Source organism: Vibrio sp. J2-3(2022), assembly GCF_021725735.1.
In the GTDB taxonomy this organism is placed as follows: domain Bacteria; phylum Pseudomonadota; class Gammaproteobacteria; order Enterobacterales; family Vibrionaceae; genus Vibrio; species Vibrio diabolicus.
Window position 1 is genome coordinate 18679 of the sequence record NZ_JAKKCK010000006.1, and the last position, 19674, is coordinate 38352.

General features: G+C 45.3%; 19 protein-coding genes. 15 read left to right on the top strand and 4 right to left on the bottom strand.

The annotated features are described in order from the left end of the window. Positions 1 to 14: 14 nt before the first annotated feature. Together L3V27_RS19215 and L3V27_RS19220 are read right to left on the bottom strand one after the other, a co-directional pair. On the bottom strand, positions 15 to 764 hold the full coding sequence (locus L3V27_RS19215) for a copper homeostasis protein CutC (RefSeq protein ID WP_237312542.1): 750 nt from the start codon (positions 762 to 764) through the stop codon (positions 15 to 17). A 277-nt stretch (positions 765 to 1041) separates the two neighbouring features. Next, on the bottom strand, positions 1042 to 1653 hold the full coding sequence (locus L3V27_RS19220; protein WP_005381738.1) for a peroxiredoxin C: 612 nt from the start codon (positions 1651 to 1653) through the stop codon (positions 1042 to 1044). A 199-nt stretch (positions 1654 to 1852) separates the two neighbouring features. On the opposite strand from L3V27_RS19220, the gene L3V27_RS19225 reads away from it, so the two are divergent. The 3 genes from L3V27_RS19225 to aceA all read left to right on the top strand — a co-directional run bounded on the left by L3V27_RS19225 (position 1853) and on the right by aceA (position 6427). Then, complete coding sequence (locus L3V27_RS19225) at positions 1853 to 2758, top strand: hydrogen peroxide-inducible genes activator (RefSeq protein WP_005383681.1); 906 nt, start codon at positions 1853 to 1855, stop codon at positions 2756 to 2758. A 606-nt stretch (positions 2759 to 3364) separates the two neighbouring features. After that, complete coding sequence (gene aceB, locus L3V27_RS19230) at positions 3365 to 4993, top strand: malate synthase A (protein ID WP_237312543.1); 1629 nt, start codon at positions 3365 to 3367, stop codon at positions 4991 to 4993. A 120-nt stretch (positions 4994 to 5113) separates the two neighbouring features. Then, the gene (gene aceA / locus L3V27_RS19235) at positions 5114 to 6427 is read left to right on the top strand and encodes an isocitrate lyase (protein ID WP_005391585.1); all 1314 of its coding nucleotides are present in this window, start codon (positions 5114 to 5116) and stop codon (positions 6425 to 6427) included. A 124-nt stretch (positions 6428 to 6551) separates the two neighbouring features. Here the strand turns inward: aceA and L3V27_RS19240 are convergent, their stop codons facing one another. Continuing rightward, positions 6552 to 7001, bottom strand: coding sequence for a CBS domain-containing protein (locus tag L3V27_RS19240; protein WP_005391583.1), 450 nt, complete (start codon positions 6999 to 7001; stop codon positions 6552 to 6554). Positions 7002 to 7324: 323 nt separating this feature from the next. On the opposite strand from L3V27_RS19240, the gene L3V27_RS19245 reads away from it, so the two are divergent. The 6 genes from L3V27_RS19245 (at position 7325) to secF (ending at position 14449) form a co-directional block, all read left to right on the top strand. After that, positions 7325 to 8491: a serine protease gene (locus tag L3V27_RS19245; RefSeq protein WP_046874342.1), complete on the top strand. Its 1167-nt coding sequence runs from the start codon at positions 7325 to 7327 to the stop codon at positions 8489 to 8491. Between the two features lie 270 nt (positions 8492 to 8761). After that, on the top strand, positions 8762 to 9814 hold the full coding sequence (gene queA / locus L3V27_RS19250; RefSeq protein WP_237312544.1) for a tRNA preQ1(34) S-adenosylmethionine ribosyltransferase-isomerase QueA: 1053 nt from the start codon (positions 8762 to 8764) through the stop codon (positions 9812 to 9814). A 150-nt stretch (positions 9815 to 9964) separates the two neighbouring features. Further along, entirely contained in the window at positions 9965 to 11113 is a 1149-nt protein-coding gene (gene tgt, locus L3V27_RS19255; RefSeq protein WP_005391577.1) for a tRNA guanosine(34) transglycosylase Tgt, read from the top strand. Positions 11114 to 11279: 166 nt separating this feature from the next. Further along, positions 11280 to 11609 carry a preprotein translocase subunit YajC gene (yajC, locus tag L3V27_RS19260; protein WP_005381725.1) on the top strand — a complete coding sequence of 110 codons (330 nt, stop codon included), beginning with the start codon at positions 11280 to 11282 and terminating at the stop codon, positions 11607 to 11609. Positions 11610 to 11630: 21 nt separating this feature from the next. Then, positions 11631 to 13487, top strand: a complete 1857-nt coding sequence (gene secD / locus L3V27_RS19265) for a protein translocase subunit SecD (RefSeq protein ID WP_006741889.1) — start codon at positions 11631 to 11633, stop codon at positions 13485 to 13487. 14 nt (positions 13488 to 13501) lie between these two features. After that, positions 13502 to 14449 (top strand): protein translocase subunit SecF, encoded by a 948-nt coding sequence (gene secF, locus L3V27_RS19270; RefSeq protein ID WP_005391572.1) that lies wholly within the window; start codon positions 13502 to 13504, stop codon positions 14447 to 14449. 197 nt (positions 14450 to 14646) lie between these two features. On the opposite strand, the gene suhB is transcribed toward secF, so the two are convergent. After that, positions 14647 to 15450, bottom strand: a complete 804-nt coding sequence (gene suhB, locus L3V27_RS19275; protein ID WP_012842115.1) for an inositol-1-monophosphatase — start codon at positions 15448 to 15450, stop codon at positions 14647 to 14649. A 231-nt stretch (positions 15451 to 15681) separates the two neighbouring features. On the opposite strand from suhB, the gene trmJ reads away from it, so the two are divergent. From trmJ to hscB, 6 genes are all read left to right on the top strand, one after another. After that, positions 15682 to 16401 carry a tRNA (cytosine(32)/uridine(32)-2'-O)-methyltransferase TrmJ gene (gene trmJ / locus L3V27_RS19280; RefSeq protein ID WP_006741887.1) on the top strand — a complete coding sequence of 240 codons (720 nt, stop codon included), beginning with the start codon at positions 15682 to 15684 and terminating at the stop codon, positions 16399 to 16401. Positions 16402 to 16526: 125 nt separating this feature from the next. After that, positions 16527 to 17033 carry a Fe-S cluster assembly transcriptional regulator IscR gene (iscR, locus tag L3V27_RS19285; protein ID WP_005381720.1) on the top strand — a complete coding sequence of 169 codons (507 nt, stop codon included), beginning with the start codon at positions 16527 to 16529 and terminating at the stop codon, positions 17031 to 17033. 28 nt (positions 17034 to 17061) lie between these two features. Beyond that, positions 17062 to 18276 (top strand): IscS subfamily cysteine desulfurase, encoded by a 1215-nt coding sequence (locus L3V27_RS19290; protein ID WP_005391556.1) that lies wholly within the window; start codon positions 17062 to 17064, stop codon positions 18274 to 18276. A gap of 38 nt (positions 18277 to 18314) precedes the next feature. After that, a complete protein-coding gene (gene iscU / locus L3V27_RS19295; protein WP_005381718.1) occupies positions 18315 to 18698 on the top strand; it encodes a Fe-S cluster assembly scaffold IscU in 384 nt (127 codons plus the stop codon). A gap of 70 nt (positions 18699 to 18768) precedes the next feature. Continuing rightward, a complete protein-coding gene (iscA, locus tag L3V27_RS19300) occupies positions 18769 to 19092 on the top strand; it encodes an iron-sulfur cluster assembly protein IscA (protein WP_005391554.1) in 324 nt (107 codons plus the stop codon). Between the two features lie 55 nt (positions 19093 to 19147). Beyond that, on the top strand, positions 19148 to 19663 hold the full coding sequence (gene hscB, locus L3V27_RS19305) for a co-chaperone HscB (RefSeq protein ID WP_012842113.1): 516 nt from the start codon (positions 19148 to 19150) through the stop codon (positions 19661 to 19663). The last annotated feature ends 11 nt before the right edge of the window (positions 19664 to 19674 follow it).

Here is a 19674-nt window from a genome sequence, read left to right on the forward strand (position 1 = left end):
GAGGTTACGGTCGTCTATTTGAGAGCTGCTACGACATCGGTAATGGCTTGTGTACTTGTGATGGGGATTAAGAAATCATCGATATCAGTTGCGCCCATTTTGCTTTGTTCAGCAATAAAGTTCATATTACTAGGTCGAGTCGTTTTGCCTGACAGATGGATTTCAGGAACTTGAGTGTCTTCTACTAACGCACGTACGTTACTCGCATTAACGCCAGCACCCGCCATGATTGCAATGCGTCCTTGGGCTTGCTTAACCAAAGCTCTAAGCACATCGATCCCTTGTGGTGCTGAAGGCGCAAGACCGGAGGTTAAAATACGTTCACAACCTAAGCTGATCACTTCTTCCAAAGCTTTTTCAGCGTCACGACACTGGTCAAAGGCACGATGGAAGGTCACGCCTAAGCCAAGCGCTTGAGCAAGTTCACACAGCGCAGCCGCGTAAGGCATATGAATATCACCGTCTTGAGTGAGCACGCCGAACACGACACCGCTCAAGCCTGATTGGTGAGCTGCTTCAATATCCCAACGCATCATTTCGATCTCTTCTGCATTGTAGAAGAAGTCACCTTGGCGTGGGCGGATCATGGCATAAACTGGAACACTCGAAAGCTTAGCTGCTTGCTGCATAAAGCCATAACTGGGTGTTAGTCCGCCTAAAGCCAAAGAGGAGCAAAGTTCAATCCGAGTGGCGCCGCCAGCAATGGCGTAGTGCAGAGATTCAATATTATCAGTACAGACTTCTAGGTGAGTAACCACGTTCATTCATCCTGCTAACGTTACAAATAAGTGTTGTGGCTAAGATATTAACAGGGCCAGTAAGCAGAATCTGTATGGAGGGGATGATAAATAGAGGTAAAGTTTACGCTGAAGCGTTACCTCATTTTGGCGGTTTATCTGAAGGTAAAAGAAAGCCCAGAGCATTTGCTCTGGGCTTTGATAGGACTTTACTTAGACTGATTGGCGTTTGCGGTTTTCCGCATTAGCTTTTTGCTTTATATACATCCAACCATCACACCCGTTGAGCTAGGGTGAAGGTCTATTATTTTTTGCCTAGGTCAGCTGCGTGCTCAGATAGGAACGCTGCAACACCTTTTGGAGATGCGTCCATACCTGCTTTACCTTCTTCCCATTGTGCAGGACATACTTCGCCGTGCTTCTGGTGGAAGTTAAGAGCGTCAACCATGCGTAGCATTTCGTCGATGTTACGGCCTAGTGGTAGGTCGTTAACTACTTGGTGACGTACAACGCCTTCTTCGTCGATTAGGAAAGAACCACGGAAAGCAACGCCTGCTTCTGGGTGCTCAACGTCGTAAGCTTTACAGATTTCGTGCTTAACGTCAGCAACTAGTGGGTACTTAACTTGACCGATACCGCCATCTTCGATAGCAGTGTTACGCCATGCGTTGTGAGAGAACTGAGAATCGATAGAAACGCCGATTACTTCAACACCTTTAGCTTGGAAATCAGCTAGACGGTTGTCGAATGCGATTAGCTCAGATGGGCAAACGAAAGTGAAATCTAGTGGGTAGAAGAATACTACTGCTTTCTTACCTTTAGTGAACTCTGCAAAGTTGAAGTTTTCAACGATTTCACCGTTACCTAGAACAGCTGCTGCAGTAAAATCAGGGGCTTGACGACCTACTAGTACCATTTTTTTGCTCCTAAAAATTATGGTTAGTTCCAAACCGAATTCAGTTGTGTCGGTTTGGTCCGTGTTTGTACGAGACAAACTATAGTACAGATTGTAGTATTGAAAAAAGCGAAATAAATAGATTGAGTTAATCGAAAAAAACGATAATAGCAAAACTCTTAACTCGATCACTGGAACGGCGGTAGATACAAATACAATTATGAATAAATGGCCCAGTTTGAAGCAGTTGCACTACTTAGTCACACTGCATGAAACAAGACATTTTAGTGATGCTGCAGAGCGTTGTTTTGTCAGTCAGTCTACTTTAAGTAAAGGTATTCAAAACTTAGAGGAATTGATTGGTTGTCCATTATATGAAAAGAAAGACAAGAAAAGCCCACTGGTTTTTACCCAAACAGGAGAAATGGTAGTAAAGCAGGGGCGAGAGCTGTTAGCAAAAGGGCAAGATTTGGTCGAGCTTGGACGTATGTGCCAAGGCGACGATATGCAAGGCCAGCTAAAAGTGGGATGCATACCAACAATTGCTCCGTTTTTACTGTGTGATTTGGTGCAAGAGGTTAACTACCGTTTCCCACAACTGAATCTTTTATTAAGAGAAGACACGACAACAAACTTACTTCAAGCGCTTAGACACGGTGAGTTGGATGTGCTCATTTTAGCGTTGCCAGTGGAAATTGACGGTATGGAAAGTCGAGTGGTGGGTAAGGATCCGTTTCGAATGGTTATTAGTGCGAATCAAGCCCAATCGGTGCCTGTGCCGATTCGTTACGCAGATTTACCTGACGAATCCGTCTTTTTATTAGAGAAAGAGCATTGCTTAACGGAACACGCGGTATCTGCGTGTAAATTAACAGATAAGGAAAAAATTAATCCGTTTACAGCAACCAGCCTTCATACTTTGGTGCAAATGGTTGCGAATGGTTTGGGAACGACGTTCATTCCTCAAATGGCTATCGACCACGGCCTGCTGCATAACCAGAATTTAGTCGTGATCGATCCCCCAGGAAAGCAAGCCTATCGCGAAATTGGCTTAGTTTGGCGTCCGAGTTCATCAAGAACGAAAACATTTAATCAGCTTGCAGAAGTAGTTTCCGAACTGCTTTAGCTATTAGTATTAGCCTCTACATCTCCATTATTTATCTAAAAGCGCACTGAAAACAGTGCGCTTTCTAGTATTTTATTCTGTTGGTGAACTTTGACTTGTAAAATTTTACAGCTCTTCTTTGATGAAGCTTTCATAAAATAGTGAAATTTCACAATGTTAATTTTACACAAAACCTTGTATGTCTTGTTTGACCCTTGTTTGAATCCACCTTGCCAGCCCTTGTGAATACAAGGCGTTTGTTTACCAGTCTATATTCATACACTCGTTTGAAATGATAAATCGACCTTAAAATTAATGTAATTTAATTACGTAATAACTTACAAAAATAGGTGTTCGATAGGCGGTTTTTACCCTGCCGAATAAAACTTCGAATTTTCTGTTTTGTTTATCTTGGGGGTTTCGTTAAACCCTTTGTTGAGATAGCTTATTTAAAGGCCGATAAGACTTATGTCTAGATTGAAAATACACATAACATTACGCAATCTATCGACATGGCTAGACGAGTTGAACACAAAGTTAAAGGATGTAATTTGTTGTTCATAACTTACAAATGTAGCTTTACGCTGACTGCCCAAGATGGATAAAGCACGTTAAGGATGAATGATTATGCTTGCTCAGACAGAACAAAAAACACAACAACTAAAGCAAACCCAAGGCATGCTTGAGGTGAATGGAGTCGTTGCTCCAGAACATCAAGCAATTTTCCCTGTTGAAGCCCAAACCTTTTTATCTCTACTGTGTGAAAAATTTGCCGGACGTGTTGAGCAGTTGCTGGAAGCACGAGAAGAGAAGCAAGCGCGTATCGATGCAGGTGAGCTGCCAGACTTTTTACCAGAGACACAAGACATCCGTGAAGGAAGCTGGAAGATCCTGGGAATCCCACAAGATCTGCAAGATCGCCGTGTGGAGATTACCGGACCAACTGATCGCAAGATGGTGATTAACGCACTGAATGCGAATGTAAAAGTGTTCATGGCAGACTTCGAAGATTCAATGTCTCCAGCATGGAGTAAAGTGCTGGATGGGCAAGTGAATTTACGCGATGCCGTGAATGGCACCATCAGTTACACCAACCCTGGCAATGGCAAGCATTATCAGCTGGAAGATGACCCAGCGGTGTTGATCTGCCGTGTTCGCGGCCTTCATTTAAAAGAAAAACACGTTACGTGGCACGGTCAGATCATTCCAGGTGCGCTATTCGATTTCGCTCTGTACTTCTATAACAACTACAAAGCGTTACTTCAAAAAGGCAGCGGCCCTTATTTCTACATTCCAAAACTGCAATCGCATCACGAAGCGAAGTGGTGGAGCGAAGTGTTCCATTTCACGGAAGACTATTTCGGTCTTGATACAGGCACCATCAAAGCGACTGTGCTGATTGAAACTTTACCAGCCGTATTCGAAATGGATGAGATTCTGTTCTCACTTAAAGAACACATCGTTGGTTTGAACTGTGGTCGCTGGGATTACATCTTTAGCTACATCAAAACCTTGAGGAAGCACCCTGAACGCGTACTGCCAGATCGCCAAGTGGTCACTATGGACAAGCCATTCTTGAACGCTTACTCGCGATTATTGGTGCGTACTTGTCATAAACGAGGCGCATTTGCGATGGGCGGCATGGCAGCCTTTATTCCGGCTAAAGACCCACAAGAAAACCAAAAAGTGCTGGATAAGATCCACAACGATAAATCACTAGAAGCCAACAACGGTCATGACGGTACTTGGGTTGCTCACCCGGGGTTGGCAGACACCGCAATGGAAGTGTTCAGTGCCACACTGGGGCAGCGCACCAACCAATTGGATGTGAGTCGCTCAGAAGACGCACCAATCACCGCTGCAGAGTTACTTGAACCGTGCAAGGGTGAACGTTCAGAAGAGGGCATGCGACATAACATCCGCGTTGCGCTGCAATACATCGAAGCTTGGATTTCTGGTAATGGTTGTGTACCGATTTATGGCTTGATGGAAGATGCGGCGACAGCTGAAATCTCTCGCGCTTCTATCTGGCAATGGATTCAACACGGCAAGTCGCTAGATAACGGATTGAAGGTCACTAAGGATCTGTTCGAGCTCTATCTAAAAGAAGAGATTGAAGTAGTGAAACAAGAAATTGGCGAGCAGCGCTACCAAGCGGGTCGATTTGAAGAAGCGGCAGACTTGATGGCAAGGCTCACTACGAGCGATGAGCTGACCAACTTTTTAACAATTCCTGGTTATGACTACCTGGATTAATAAAGAATAACTGTAACACCAATAACGTGAAGGATTTTCAGGGCAGATAGGGAAGTACTGCCTGAGAACGGAAACTCAACGCACACGCATAAAGTGCAAATTATAAAGAGGGATAGACCAATGACTAACTTAACTCGCCGCCAACAAATTGAAGCTCTGGAAAAAGACTGGGCAACTAACCCGCGCTGGAAAAATGTAAAGCGTACATACACTGCTGAGGAAGTGGTGGAACTGCGTGGTTCTATGGTACCTGCCAACACAATTGCACAACGTGGTGCAGACAAACTTTGGTCACTGGTCAACGGTAGTGCGAAAAAAGGTTACGTAAACTGTCTTGGTGCGTTAACTGGCGGCCAAGCTGTTCAACAAGCTAAAGCTGGTATTGAAGCGATTTACCTATCTGGTTGGCAGGTAGCGGCGGACAACAACACCGCTTCGACGATGTATCCTGACCAGTCTCTATACCCAGTCGATTCTGTACCGTCAGTAGTAAAGCGCATCAATAACTCGTTCCGTCGTGCAGACCAAATCCAATGGTCAGCAGGTAAATCGCCTGAAGATGAAGGCGGTATTGACTACTTCCTACCAATCGTAGCGGATGCTGAAGCGGGCTTTGGTGGTGTGCTTAACGCTTACGAGCTCATGAAGTCGATGATCGAAGCAGGCGCAGCGGGCGTTCACTTTGAAGACCAGCTAGCATCAGTGAAAAAGTGTGGCCACATGGGCGGCAAGGTATTAGTTCCAACGCAAGAAGCGGTACAAAAACTGGTTGCTGCTCGTTTAGCTGCTGATGTAGCGGGTACAACAACCTTGGTTATTGCTCGTACTGATGCGAATGCGGCGGATCTCATTACGTCAGATTGCGACCCATACGATAAAGACTTTATTGAAGGTGAGCGTACTCAAGAAGGTTTCTACCGCGTTCGCGCTGGTATCGACCAAGCCATCTCTCGTGGCCTGGCTTACGCACCATATGCAGATTTGATTTGGTGTGAAACGGCTACTCCATGTTTGGAAGAAGCACGTAAGTTTGCAGAAGCGATTCACGCTGAATACCCAGATCAATTGTTGGCGTACAACTGCTCGCCTTCATTCAACTGGGAGAAAAACCTAGATGCAGAAACCATTGCTAAGTTCCAACAAGAGTTGGCAGACATGGGCTACAAGTACCAATTCATCACGCTAGCAGGTATTCACAACATGTGGTTCAACATGTTCGAACTGGCACACGCTTATGCTCAAGGTGAAGGTATGCGTCATTATGTTGAGAAAGTTCAGCGTCCTGAATTCCAGGCGGCAGAAAAAGGCTATACATTTGTTGCACACCAACAAGAAGTAGGTACAGGTTACTTCGATAGAATGACCAATACTATCCAAGGTGGTAACTCTTCAGTGACCGCATTGACAGGTTCGACCGAAGAAGACCAATTCTAATTGGCAGAGAAACACTTCCTTAATCAGCGTCAGTAATGGCATTTTGAGCGGCAACCTTGCCGCTCTTTTTTCGTTTAAAACGTTTAAGAAACGAAATTTACACCCAAGATAACGCGTTTGCGTATTATTCTTCTGGCTCGATTTCTTCGGGTTCCACTTCTTCTTGCAGTTCCAATAAGTTAATCGCAATGGTCACAAAGTCACTGTCAGTAATGATGCCTACCAATCGACCCTTGGTGACAACAGGTAAACAGCCAACTTTGTGCTTTTGCATGTAGATAGCGCTCTCTTTAAGCCCCGCGATGGGTTCGGCCGTCATGATGTTGGTGTGCATCATTTCGTAGAGCGGTGTATCTAGAGTAAAAGATTGTTCAGCCTCATCTGGGTGCAAGCTCGATTCTTGAGCAGCAAGAATGTCGCGTTGAGTCACCAAGCCTTGTAAGTGGTTATTGGCATCAACAACCGGAATATGTCGAATATCAAGCGCATCCATCATGCTTTTTGCATCACGCAAGGTGTGCGTGCGCAGTAAGGTATGAGGATTACGAGTCATCATGTCTTCAACCTTGATCATAGAGACCTCCAGCGGCATTGTCCTTCTCTTAAATATAGAGAATATTTTTCTGTATATCTGGGAGCTAACTCGTTTTTCATCAATTAAATAGCACAATACACTTGCGCTTCTTTTTGTCTGCGTAATCTGTGTCTTATCGACGTTTTTATTAATTTGAATAAGTCGGTTTGTGTGCGAGTCAGTTGGCATTTTGGGTTGATATTGAATGGACCGCTAAGGTAATCCAATGAATTGAATCGCACATTTTTATTCGCTGGATTTTCCAAAATTCGTCTCTCGAAGAAGATACGTTCAGGCTTACCAAATTGAAGACAGCAACCTAAATGAAAAGAACAACGTGTAACAAACTCATTGCGCTGGCAGTGGCGGCATTCAGTGTGCAATCAGCACAGGCGATTGTGTTAGGAGATGAACTAACCGACTCTGTTGATCGTGTTACTTTACGAGCAAGTAATATGGCAGAGTTCCCACTGTGTGGCGGCACCATGCTGACGGAGCAGTGGGTGTTGACTGCGGCACACTGCGTGGTAATGGGGCAGGGAACGAACGAAGCAAGCTACTATGTGACCCCGCCGGGCGAGTTGTCGGTGAATGCGAATGTGCATGAACTTAATTCAGCAGGGCTTGATAACTTCTATCCGGTGTCTCACGTTGTGGTTCACCCTGATTACACGCGGATTTCAAAAGCTGAGACCGACAGTAATGGCAACGTGAAACCTATCCAAACCGGTTTAGACTCAGACATCGCGTTGCTGTATCTCACGCGCCCAGTGGCAAACGCAAGCTTTGCTGATTTAGCAAACAAAGCCGACATGGAGAGTATCGAAGCGCGGTTGGCAGCGGATTGGAACGATAATTACCTGACCAATCAACGTGTCGAAAATGTGCAAGTGTTTGGGTGGGGGACCACTCAGCCGGATGCTTCTGAACCTTCCAATACGCTCAAAACCACCATTAGTACATTTTTACCCATCGACAAATGTTATGAGCGTTTAGAAATTGGCAGCAGTTTTCCGGGGATCATCGACTCAAGAGAAAACCAAACCAAAATTTGTACGCTACCAACGAAAAACCGAGTATTAGAGCCGGATAGCCACACCCAATATGGTAACTCTGCATGTAAAGGTGACAGTGGGGGGCCGCTGGTCGATGTGGCTACGGGAAAACAGATTGGTATTGTTAGCGGTGGACCTCTCATTCTTCCGACTTGTGGCTCTTTGACGATTCCAAGTTTCTACACCAAGGTGAGCCAATATTACGACTGGGTACAGTCTTACATTACTGCCGATGCGCCACCAAGTAGCTACATCATTGCACCGAACTTTATTAAAGAGGCTAATAACGAAGTCGGCGGAGATAAAGAGTGTCACGACGGTATTGCAACCAATAACTGTGATTTCAAAGGGTCAGATGATGATGGTGGCAGTCTGGGTCTGTGGCTATTGGGTCTATTCGTACCCTTGGCGTGGTGGCGAAGGCGTGAGGTTTGATAGGGCGATTTGAATACCAAACGAGTAAGCAGCGTTATGCGCTGCTTTGCTTTTTAATGTTCCATTTCTGTCGGCTTAAACTGAAAAACAATGCCAAGTGATCGCGGTTTTTCACGTTTTATTACACTCTTCATCATGGCTTTTACAGTGATATTCTGGGGATTTGCTTGCTATTGCAGCATGTAAACATATACTAGTCTGCTGCGAAAAACTCGTCGCAATTTTATCGTCGTCCTAGACGTGATTTGACCAATATATAAGACAAGTAACATGCAAGTATCAGATTTCCATTTCGACCTTCCAGATGAACTTATCGCTCGTTACCCTCAGCCAGAGCGTACCGCTAGCCGACTATTACAAATGGACGGCAATACCGGAGAGCTAATTGATGGCACATTTACTGATGTATTGGGCCAAGTTCAACCCGGTGATCTCGTGGTGTTTAATAATACTCGTGTTATACCTGCTCGTCTTTTTGGTCGTAAAGAGTCGGGTGGTAAGCTAGAGGTGCTGGTGGAGCGCATGCTTGACGAGAAAAGCATCCTCGCGCACGTTCGCTGCTCTAAATCTCCAAAACCAGGTACAACCATCATTGTTGGCGAGAATGATGAATACTCAGCAGAAATGGTGGCGCGTCATGACGCTCTATTTGAACTGAAATTTAACGCTGATAAGACGGTATTAGAAATTTTGGAAGAAATCGGCCACATGCCACTTCCTCCTTACATTGACCGCCCAGATGAAGATGCAGATAAAGAGCGTTACCAAACCGTATATAACCAGAAGCCAGGCGCAGTAGCGGCGCCGACAGCGGGTCTTCATTTTGATGATGTTCTACTAGAGAAAATCAAAGCGAAAGGCGCAGAGTTTGCTTACGTCACTTTGCACGTTGGGGCAGGTACATTCCAGCCAGTAAAAGTAGAAAACATCAACGATCACCATATGCACGCTGAGTACGTAGAAGTACCGCAAGAAGTCGTCGAAGCAATTAAAGCGACGAAAGCGCGAGGTGGACGAATTATTGCTGTTGGTACTACATCGGTACGCTCACTTGAAAGCGCAGCGCAAGACGCATTGAAAAAAGGGACTGAGTTGGTCCCATTCTTTGGTGATACAGAAATCTTTATTTTCCCTGGCTACGAATATCAGCTTGTGGATTGCTTGATTACCAATTTCCACCTGCCAGAATCCACACTGATCATGTTGGTGAGTGCATTTGCAGGTTGTGAGAACACCATGAATGCTTACAAGCATGCGGTAGAAAACAAATATCGCTTTTTCTCATATGGTGATTCAATGTTCATCAAGAAGAAAACGATTTAGTAAAAAATAAGATTTACGAGTGCTAGCAGTAAGCTAGGAAATAGAGCAGAACCTCTGCTTTATCTCTCGCAAGGAAAAGCGACCGCTCCTTAAAGTAGGGTAGAGCCCTAAACACTCAGTCAGACTGTTTCTCTGACACCCGGAGGCATCGTGAAATTAAAATTCGATCTTAAGAAGAAAAACGGCAATGCGCGTCGTGGTCAACTGACTTTCGAACGTGGCACTGTTCAAACCCCAGCGTTTATGCCAGTTGGTACTTACGGTACGGTTAAAGGCATGACGCCAGAAGAAGTGAAAGGTACGGGCGCAGAAATCCTACTCGGTAACACGTTCCACCTTTGGCTGCGTCCAGGTCAAGAAGTCATGAAAATGCACGGCGACTTGCATGATTTTATGAACTGGCACGGTCCTATTCTTACTGATTCAGGCGGCTTCCAAGTATTCAGCCTTGGCAAGATGCGTACTATTACCGAAGAGGGTGTGCACTTCCGTAACCCAGTTAATGGTGACAAGATTTTCATGGACGCAGAAAAGTCGATGGAAATTCAAAAAGACCTAGGTTCTGACATCGTCATGATTTTTGACGAGTGTACGCCATACCCAGCGACACACGATGAAGCGAAGAAATCGATGGAAATGTCGCTACGTTGGGCACAGCGCTCACGTGATCACTTCGAGAAGCTAGAAAACCCGAACAACCTGTTTGGTATTGTTCAAGGTGGTGTTTACGAAGATCTACGTGATGTGTCGGTAAAAGGTCTAACGGAAATCGGTTTTGACGGTTACGCGGTTGGTGGCTTGGCAGTAGGCGAGCCTAAAGAAGATATGCACCGTATTCTTGAGCACACTTGTCCGCAGCTTCCAGAAGACAAGCCTCGCTACCTAATGGGCGTGGGTAAACCAGAAGACTTGGTTGAAGGTGTTCGCCGTGGTATCGACATGTTTGACTGTGTAATGCCAACGCGTAACGCGCGTAATGGTCACCTGTTTGTGACTGGTGGTGTGATCAAGATCCGTAATGCGAAACATAAAACGGATACAACCCCGTTGGATCCGCACTGTGACTGTTACACTTGTCAAAACTACAGTAAATCGTACCTTCATCACTTAGAGCGTTGTAATGAAATTCTGGGTGCTCGTCTGAATACGATCCACAACCTACGCTACTACCAGCGTCTGATGGAAAGTATTCGTAAAGCGATTGATGAAGATCGTTTTGATGAGTTTGTTACCGAGTTCTATGAGCGTCGTGGCCGTGAAGTGCCACCACTAGCAAAAGAACAGTCATTGACGGACTAAAAAGAATTAAAGCCTTTGGCATGTCGCCAGAGGCTTTTGCTAATAAAGTAGGCTAACGCACGTTATTTTTGAGAGAGTGATCGCTATTAGTTACTCTCAGACTTGAATCTAAAATGCGAAAGCCCAACTTGTTGGATTATCAATAAAATATAATGAGGATGTTTTAATGTTTATTTCTCAGGCTCACGCAGCAGCAGAAGGCGCGCCAGCAGGCGGTGGTTTTGAAATGCTAATCATGCTTGGCATGTTCGCAGTGATCTTTTACTTCATGATTTACCGCCCACAAGCGAAACGTGTAAAAGAGCACAAGAACCTAATGGCTTCTATGGGCAAAGGCGACGAAGTTCTAACTAGCGGTGGCCTAGTGGGTAAAATCACTAAGATTGCTGAAGACAATGACTACATTTCAATCGAGCTTAACGCGAACAATGAAGTGGTAATCAAGAAAGACTTCATCACTGCAGTGTTGCCAAAAGGTACGCTTAAGTCTCTATAAAACAGCTAAAGGATCCTCGCTGTGCTAAACCGTTATCCATTATGGAAGTACTTGATGGTATTTTTTGCCATCATCACCGCTGCGTTATACGCACTTCCAAATATCTACGGTGAAGATCCGGCTATTCAAGTTACAGGGGCGCGTGGCGCCTCTGTAGATATGTCAACGCTGGATGCTGTCACTACTGCTCTTGATAAAGAGCAACTCTCTCATAAATCCATTGCTCTCGAGAATGGATCAATTCTTGTTCGTTTTAACGACACTGACACGCAAATCAGTGCTCGTGATGTCATCAGCGAAGCGCTTGGCAAAGACACAATTGTTGCACTTAACCTTGCTCCTTCTACACCCGATTGGCTAGAAGCGATTGGCGCGTCACCATTAAAGCTGGGTCTTGACCTTCGTGGTGGTGTCCACTTCTTAATGGAAGTAGACATGGACGCTGCGATGGAAAAGCTCGTTGGTCAGCAAGAAGAAGCTTTCCGTAGCGAACTTCGTGAGGCAAAAATTCGTTATCGTGCTATCCGCCCTTCTGGCAAAGAAGCGGTAGAAGTTCTGCTACGTAACGAAGAGCAATTAGCAGAAGCGAAAGCAATGCTAGAAAAGAATCACCCGGACATGCTCTTTGTCGAATCTGATTCAAATGGCCGTTACGCTCTTACTGCGACCTTTACCGAGCAACGTTTACAAGAGATCCGTAACTACGCTGTTGAGCAAAACATTACGATTTTACGTAACCGTGTAAACGAGCTAGGTGTTGCAGAGCCTCTCGTTCAACGTCAAGGTGCAAGTCGAATTGTTGTTGAGCTTCCTGGTGTTCAAGATACTGCTCGTGCAAAAGAGATTCTAGGTGCGACTGCAACGCTAGAATTCCGTGAAGTTGACGATAAAGCTGACCTATCAGCGGCGGCAAATGGTCGTGCGCCAGCAGGCAGTGAAATCAAAATGGACCGAGACGGTCGTCCGGTTGTGCTTAAGAAGCGTGTTATTCTTGGTGGTCAAAGCATTACGGATGCAAGCTCAAGTGTCGATGAATACGGTCGTCCACAAGTTAACATCTCGCTAGACAGCGAAGGTGGTAACAAGATGTCAGCGTTCTCTAAGAAGAACATCGGTAAGCTAATGGCTACCGTGTTTGCTGAGTACAAAGACAGTGGTCGTCGTACGCCAGAAGGCAAAGTCATCCTAGATAAGCATGAAGAAGTCATCAACCAAGCGACGATTCAATCGGCTCTTGGACGTAACTTCCGTATCACGGGTATAGACTCCGCAGCTGAAGCGCACAACCTTGCACTTCTATTACGTGCTGGTGCACTGATCGCACCTATCTCTATCGTTGAAGAGCGTACTATTGGTCCATCAATGGGCCAGCAAAACATCGATATGGGTATCCAAGCGTGTATCTGGGGTATGGTTGCCGTAATGCTGTTTACGCTGCTTTACTACCGTGGCTTTGGCTTGATTGCCAACATCGCTCTAATGGCTAACTTAGTGTTGATCATTGGTGTTATGTCGATGATTCCAGGCGCTACCATGACGCTTCCGGGGATTGCCGGTATCGTGTTAACGGTCGGTATGGCGGTTGATGCGAACGTACTGATCTTCGAGCGTATCCGTGAAGAGCTTCGTGATGGGCGTAGTCCACAACAAGCTATTCACCAAGGTTACGCGAATGCATTCAGTACGATTGCCGATGCGAACATCACGACACTGATTACTGCAATTATCCTATTTGCAGTCGGTACTGGTGCAGTGAAAGGTTTCGCGGTTACTCTATCTATCGGTATCTTAACTTCAATGTTCACCGCCATTATTGGTACACGTTGTATCGTGAACCTGATTTACGGTGGCAAACGCGTTGATAAATTGTCGATCTAAGGCTGGGAATTAATATGTTTCAAATTCTAAAAGCAGAGAAGACGATCGGCTTTATGCGTTGGTCGAAAGTAGCATTCGTTTTTTCAATCTTTATGATTGCTGCTTCTATCTTCACTTTGTCAACTAAGTGGCTAAATTGGGGCCTAGACTTCACTGGCGGTACGCTAATTGAAGTTGGCTTTGAAAAACCTGCGAACCTTGAAAAAATCCGAACCGCTTTAGATGCGAAAGGTTTTGGTGATGCGACAGTACAAAACTTCGGTAGTGCTCGTGAAGTAATGGTTCGTCTTCGTCCACGTGATGACGTTTCTGGTGAAACGCTGGGCAACCAAATCATTGGTGCTATCAAAGATGGTACTGGCGAAAGCGTAGAAATGCGTCGTATTGAATTCGTAGGTCCTAACGTTGGTGATGAGCTAACAGAAGCTGGCGGTCTAGCGATCCTCGTGTCGCTGATCTGTATCCTGCTTTATGTCTCGATGCGATTTGAATGGCGTCTAGCGGCTGGTGCGGTTATGGCATTGGCTCACGATATCATTATCACGTTAGGTGTTTTCTCATTCCTACAAATAGAAGTTGACCTAACCATCGTCGCGGCACTATTAACGGTAGTCGGTTACTCGCTCAACGATACCATCGTTGTGTTTGACCGTATCCGTGAAAACTTCCGCAAGATGCGTAAAGGTGAGCCAGCCGATATCATGGATGCTTCAATCACCCAAACGTTGAGCCGTACACTGATTACATCTGGTACGACGTTGTTCGTGGTAATTGCACTGTTCATGCAGGGTGGTGCGATGATTCACGGCTTCGCAACCGCACTTCTACTTGGTATCACTGTAGGTACTTACTCTTCTATCTACGTAGCATCAGCACTAGCGCTAAAACTGGGCATCCAGAAAGAGCACTTGATGCCACCTCAAGTAGAAAAAGAAGGCGCAGAGTTCGACGAAATGCCATAAGGCAGGTTGAGAATCGAAAACAAAAACCGCTGAGCAATCAGCGGTTTTTTTGTATCTGAATCGAGCCGTATGCTTGCAGAACCTCACTGTATGGTGCAGCTAAGTAGATACGGTTCAGTAGATACAAAAAAGCCCCGCTCATTGAGCGGGGCTTTCTAAAGTCATCAGCGTGACGGGCTAAATATGACTTTCAAATCTTACTTAAGGATCGCGCTGTTACCGTTTTCGCGGATGTGCTTAAGGATAGATTTTACGCCACGAGCGCTTGAAGCAACAATGTTACCAGACTTCATGTACTCAGTACCGCCAGCAAAGTCAGTTAGGATTGCGCCAGCTTCACGAGCAATAAGCTCACCTGCTGCCATATCCCAAGGTTTTAGACCTAGCTCGAAGTAACCATCAACACGGCCAGCAGCCACGTAACATAGGTCAAGAGCAGCAGAGCCGCTACGACGGAAATCAGCACATTCAGTGAATAGCGCACCAACGATCTTGATGTAAGACTCAGCGTGTTGTTTCTGTTTGAATGGGAAACCAGTAGCTAGAACAGTACCTTGAAGGTCTTTTAGTTGAGCAACACGGATACGCGCACTGTTTAGTTGAGCGCCTGCACCACGTTGTGCAGTGAATAGCTCGTTTTGCATTGGATCGTAAACACAAGCAACTTCAGTTTTGCCTTTGATACGAACTGCGATAGAAACCGCGAAGTGTGGGTAACCTTTTACAAAGTTAGTGGTGCCATCCAGTGGGTCGATGATCCATTGTACGTCTTTATCTTTACCTTCGATAAGACCTTGTTCTTCAGCAACGATACAGTGCTCAGGGTAAGACTGCTTGATAGTATCGATGATGATGTATTCTGCTTCTTTATCTACATTAGTGACAAAGTCATTAGTGCCTTTAAGAGTAGATTCTACTTTATCAGTGTTTTCTAATGATTTAGCAATATGATTGCCTGCCTTTCGCGCAGCGCGAATAGCAATGTTTAGCATTGGATGCATACGAATTTCCCAACGGATGTTAAAGAACAAATGAAAGCGGCGGCGAGTATACCAGAGATCAGTAAAAAAGGAAGTGGTTATTTTTTGTTCTAAAGTCAGTGGTTTTATTGTATTTAGCTTGAGGCGAACGAGAACAATGACCAAGAATGAGAAGAGAGGCCTTCTTCGCCCTAGGGTGTGTTAAAAAACTATGTTAACATTCTGCGGTTTTAATTTAGGTAGCAAACACAGATGTTGGATCAAGTGAAAATTGTACTCGTAGGTACCTCTCATTCAGGCAATATTGGCTCAGCAGCTCGAGCTATGAAAGTGATGGGGTTAAGCCAACTAGTATTAGTCGATCCACAATGTGAAGTGGACGAACAAACTCTTGCTTTGGCTGCGGGTGCTGGTGATATTGCTCAAAATGCAAAGATTGTCGGCACATTAGAGGAAGCGGTTGAAGATTGCAGCCTTGTGGTGGGCTCCAGTGCTCGCTCTCGTACATTAGAATGGCCAATGCTTGAGCCACGTGAATGTGGTGAGAAATTTGCGGTTGAGGGTAGAAAACACCCTGTCGCGCTCGTGTTTGGTCGTGAAAGAACTGGTCTAACAAACGAAGAGCTGCAAAGGTGTCACTACCATGTTTGCATTCCTGCTAACCCTGAATATAGCTCGCTTAACCTAGCGATGGCCGTACAAACTCTGAGTTACGAAGTACGAGTTGCGCATTTGAACTTAGAGCAAAGCCAGTTTGCCCCAAATGAGCCGGAAGAGTACCCACGTCATAGAGAGCTCGAAATGTTCTTCGAGCATCTTGAAAAGGTGATGGTTGAGACCCAGTTTATCAATAAAGAGCAACCAGGACAGGTGATGAATAAATTGCGTCGCTTGTTCTCTCGTGCTCGGCCAGAAACCCAGGAACTCAATATTCTACGCGGCATTTTAACCTCGATAGAAAAGAAGTTCTGAATAAAGGATAACCACTTTAGGTGTAAGGATGAATACCTGAGTAAAATGGTCAAATAAATACTTGACCAAATTACTCAGGTATGGAAAAATCTTAACCATTACAAACCATGTGGATACGGTGTGGTATGAAACTTACATCTAAAGGAAGATATGCGGTGACAGCCATGCTGGATGTGGCACTGCATTCGCAACAAAACCCTGTACCTCTTGCTGACATCTCAGAGCGTCAGGGGATCTCGCTCTCTTACTTAGAGCAGCTATTTTCAAAATTGCGTAAAGCAGGTCTCGTTGCCAGCGTTCGTGGTCCTGGTGGTGGTTACCGACTTGGTGCCGACGCACACAGTATCGCTATTGGTACCGTGATTGCAGCCGTTGATGAGTCAGTCGATGCAACCAAATGCCAGGGCAAAGGAGATTGCCAAGGTGGAACACGTTGCCTTACTCACACGCTATGGCGCGACTTAAGCTCTCGCATTAGTGACTTCTTGAATAACATCACTCTTGGTGAGTTGATGACAGACAATGAAGTCCTCGAAATTTCTGATCGTCAGGACATTGATCTGGCGGTAACCCATGGGCTATCAAACAAAAATACAACCGCCGCGCCCATCGGTGTAAACGTCCGCTCTTAGCGGTCAGCTTTTTACATTGGAGTAGAGAATGAAACTGCCGATTTATCTTGATTATTCCGCTACATGTCCAGTTGATCCACGTGTTGCTGAAAAAATGGTTCAGTACATGACAATGGATGGCACATTTGGCAACCCAGCGTCGCGTTCGCACCGTTACGGCTGGCAGGCAGAAGAAGCGGTCGATACTGCTCGTGAGCAAATTGCTGACCTTCTAAATGCAGATCCTCGCGAAATCGTATTTACATCTGGTGCGACAGAATCAGACAACCTTGCTATTAAAGGTGCAGCGCACTTTTACTCGAAGAAAGGCAAGCACGTAATCACTTGTAAAACAGAGCACAAAGCCGTTCTTGACCCATGTCGTCAACTTGAGCGTGAAGGCTTTGAAGTGACTTACCTTGAGCCAGAATCAAATGGCTTGATCGATCTAGAGAAGCTTAAAGCGGCAATGCGTGATGACACAGTGCTTGTGTCTATTATGCACGTAAACAACGAGATTGGTGTGGTTCAAGACATTACTGCGATCGGCGAATTGTGTCGTGAGCGTAAAATTGTTTTCCACGTGGATGCAGCGCAATCTGCAGGTAAATTACCAATCGACGTTCAAGAGATGAAAGTTGACCTAATTTCGCTTTCTGCTCACAAAGTTTATGGCCCTAAAGGCATCGGTGCACTTTACGTTCGTCGTAAGCCTCGTATTCGTCTTGAAGCGCAAATGCACGGTGGCGGCCATGAGCGTGGTTTCCGTTCTGGTACACTTCCTACTCACCAAATCGTTGGTATGGGTGAAGCATTCCGCATTGCAAAAGAAGACATGCAAAAAGATTACGATCACGCTTTAGCGCTTCGTAACCGTCTTTTTGATGGCGTGAAAGACTTAGAAGCAGTGACGGTAAACGGTGACCTTGAGCAACGTGTACCACACAACCTAAACATCAGCTTCGCATTCGTAGAAGGTGAATCACTACTAATGTCGCTTAAAGATCTAGCGGTATCTTCTGGTAGTGCTTGTACGTCTGCAAGCCTTGAGCCTTCTTACGTTCTTCGTGCCCTAGGCATGGATGATGAATTGGCTCACAGCTCGGTTCGTTTCTCGTTTGGTCGTTTCACGACTGAAGAAGAAATTGATTACGCAATTGAACAAATCCGCGTTGCAGTGACTAAGCTACGCGACATGTCTCCTCTATGGGATATGTACAAAGAAGGGATTGATTTGAGCACTGTTGAATGGGCTCACCATTAATCTCAGGGATTGAAATAGAGGATTCGAGGTAATTTATCATGGCATACAGCGAAAAAGTAATTGATCACTACGAGAACCCACGTAACGTTGGTTCATTCGATAAAGAAGACCCATCAGTAGGTAGCGGCATGGTTGGCGCTCCAGCTTGTGGTGACGTAATGAAGCTTCAAATCAAAGTGACACCGGAAGGTATCATCGAAGATGCGAAGTTCAAAACATACGGTTGTGGTAGTGCAATCGCATCAAGCTCACTAGTAACTGAGTGGGTAAAAGGCAAGTCAGTTGATGAAGCAGCAGCAATTAAAAACTCTGAAATTGCTGAAGAGCTAGAGCTTCCACCAGTGAAAGTTCACTGTTCAATTCTTGCTGAAGATGCAATCAAAGCAGCGGTTGCAGACTACAAGAAAAAACACCAAGAATAATTATTCCGTAATATAATGGGAGCTTTGACGCTCCCATTCCAATCGAAATTTAGACAGACTAAGGTGCAGTATGGCCATCACAATGACAGAATCAGCGGCAAGTCGCGTAAGAGCATTCCTAGATAACCGAGGCAAAGGTATCGGTTTACGTCTTGGAGTGAAGACGACTGGTTGTTCAGGCATGGCATATGTACTTGAGTTTGTTGATGAGCTTAACGAAGAAGATGAAGTTTTTGAACTCTCTGGAGTGAAAATCATCATCGACAAAAAAAGCTTAGTGTACCTAGACGGTACCGAATTGGATTACGTGAAAGAAGGGTTGAATGAAGGTTTTGAATTCAACAACCCTAACGCGAAAAGTGAATGTGGTTGTGGTGAAAGCTTCAACGTCTAATTGATTGTCCTTCTGGGCAAGCGAGTCCGGAAGGCTTTACTAGGACCCGAACTTAATGAATCACTTTGAATTATTTGGGCTACCAAGTCAGTTTAAGCTGGATGGTAGCCTTCTTTCTTCTCAGTTCCGAGAACTACAAAAACGCTTCCACCCGGATAACTTTGCAACGGGATCTGAACGTGACCGTTTGATGGCGGTGCAAAAGGCAGCGCAAATCAACGATGCCTATCAAGTTCTGAAAAATCCTATCTCCCGTGCCGAGTACATACTCGCAGAGCAGGGAGTTGAGATCCGAGGTGAACAGCAGACAATGCAAGATCCAATGTTCTTAATGGAGCAAATGGAGCTGCGCGAAGAACTGGAAGAAATTGCTGACAGCACCGATCCTGAATCGGCGCTTTTTGACTTCGATTCTAAGGTCAGCAAAATGTACAAACAGCATCTGGCAAGCGTCGAGCAAGAGCTTGATGATGGTCTTTGGGCTGAAGCCGCAGACCGAGTTCGTAAGCTAAAATTCATTGCCAAACTAAAGAACGAAATTGAACTAGTCGAAGACAAACTCCTCGGCTAGTTAGCGTGACA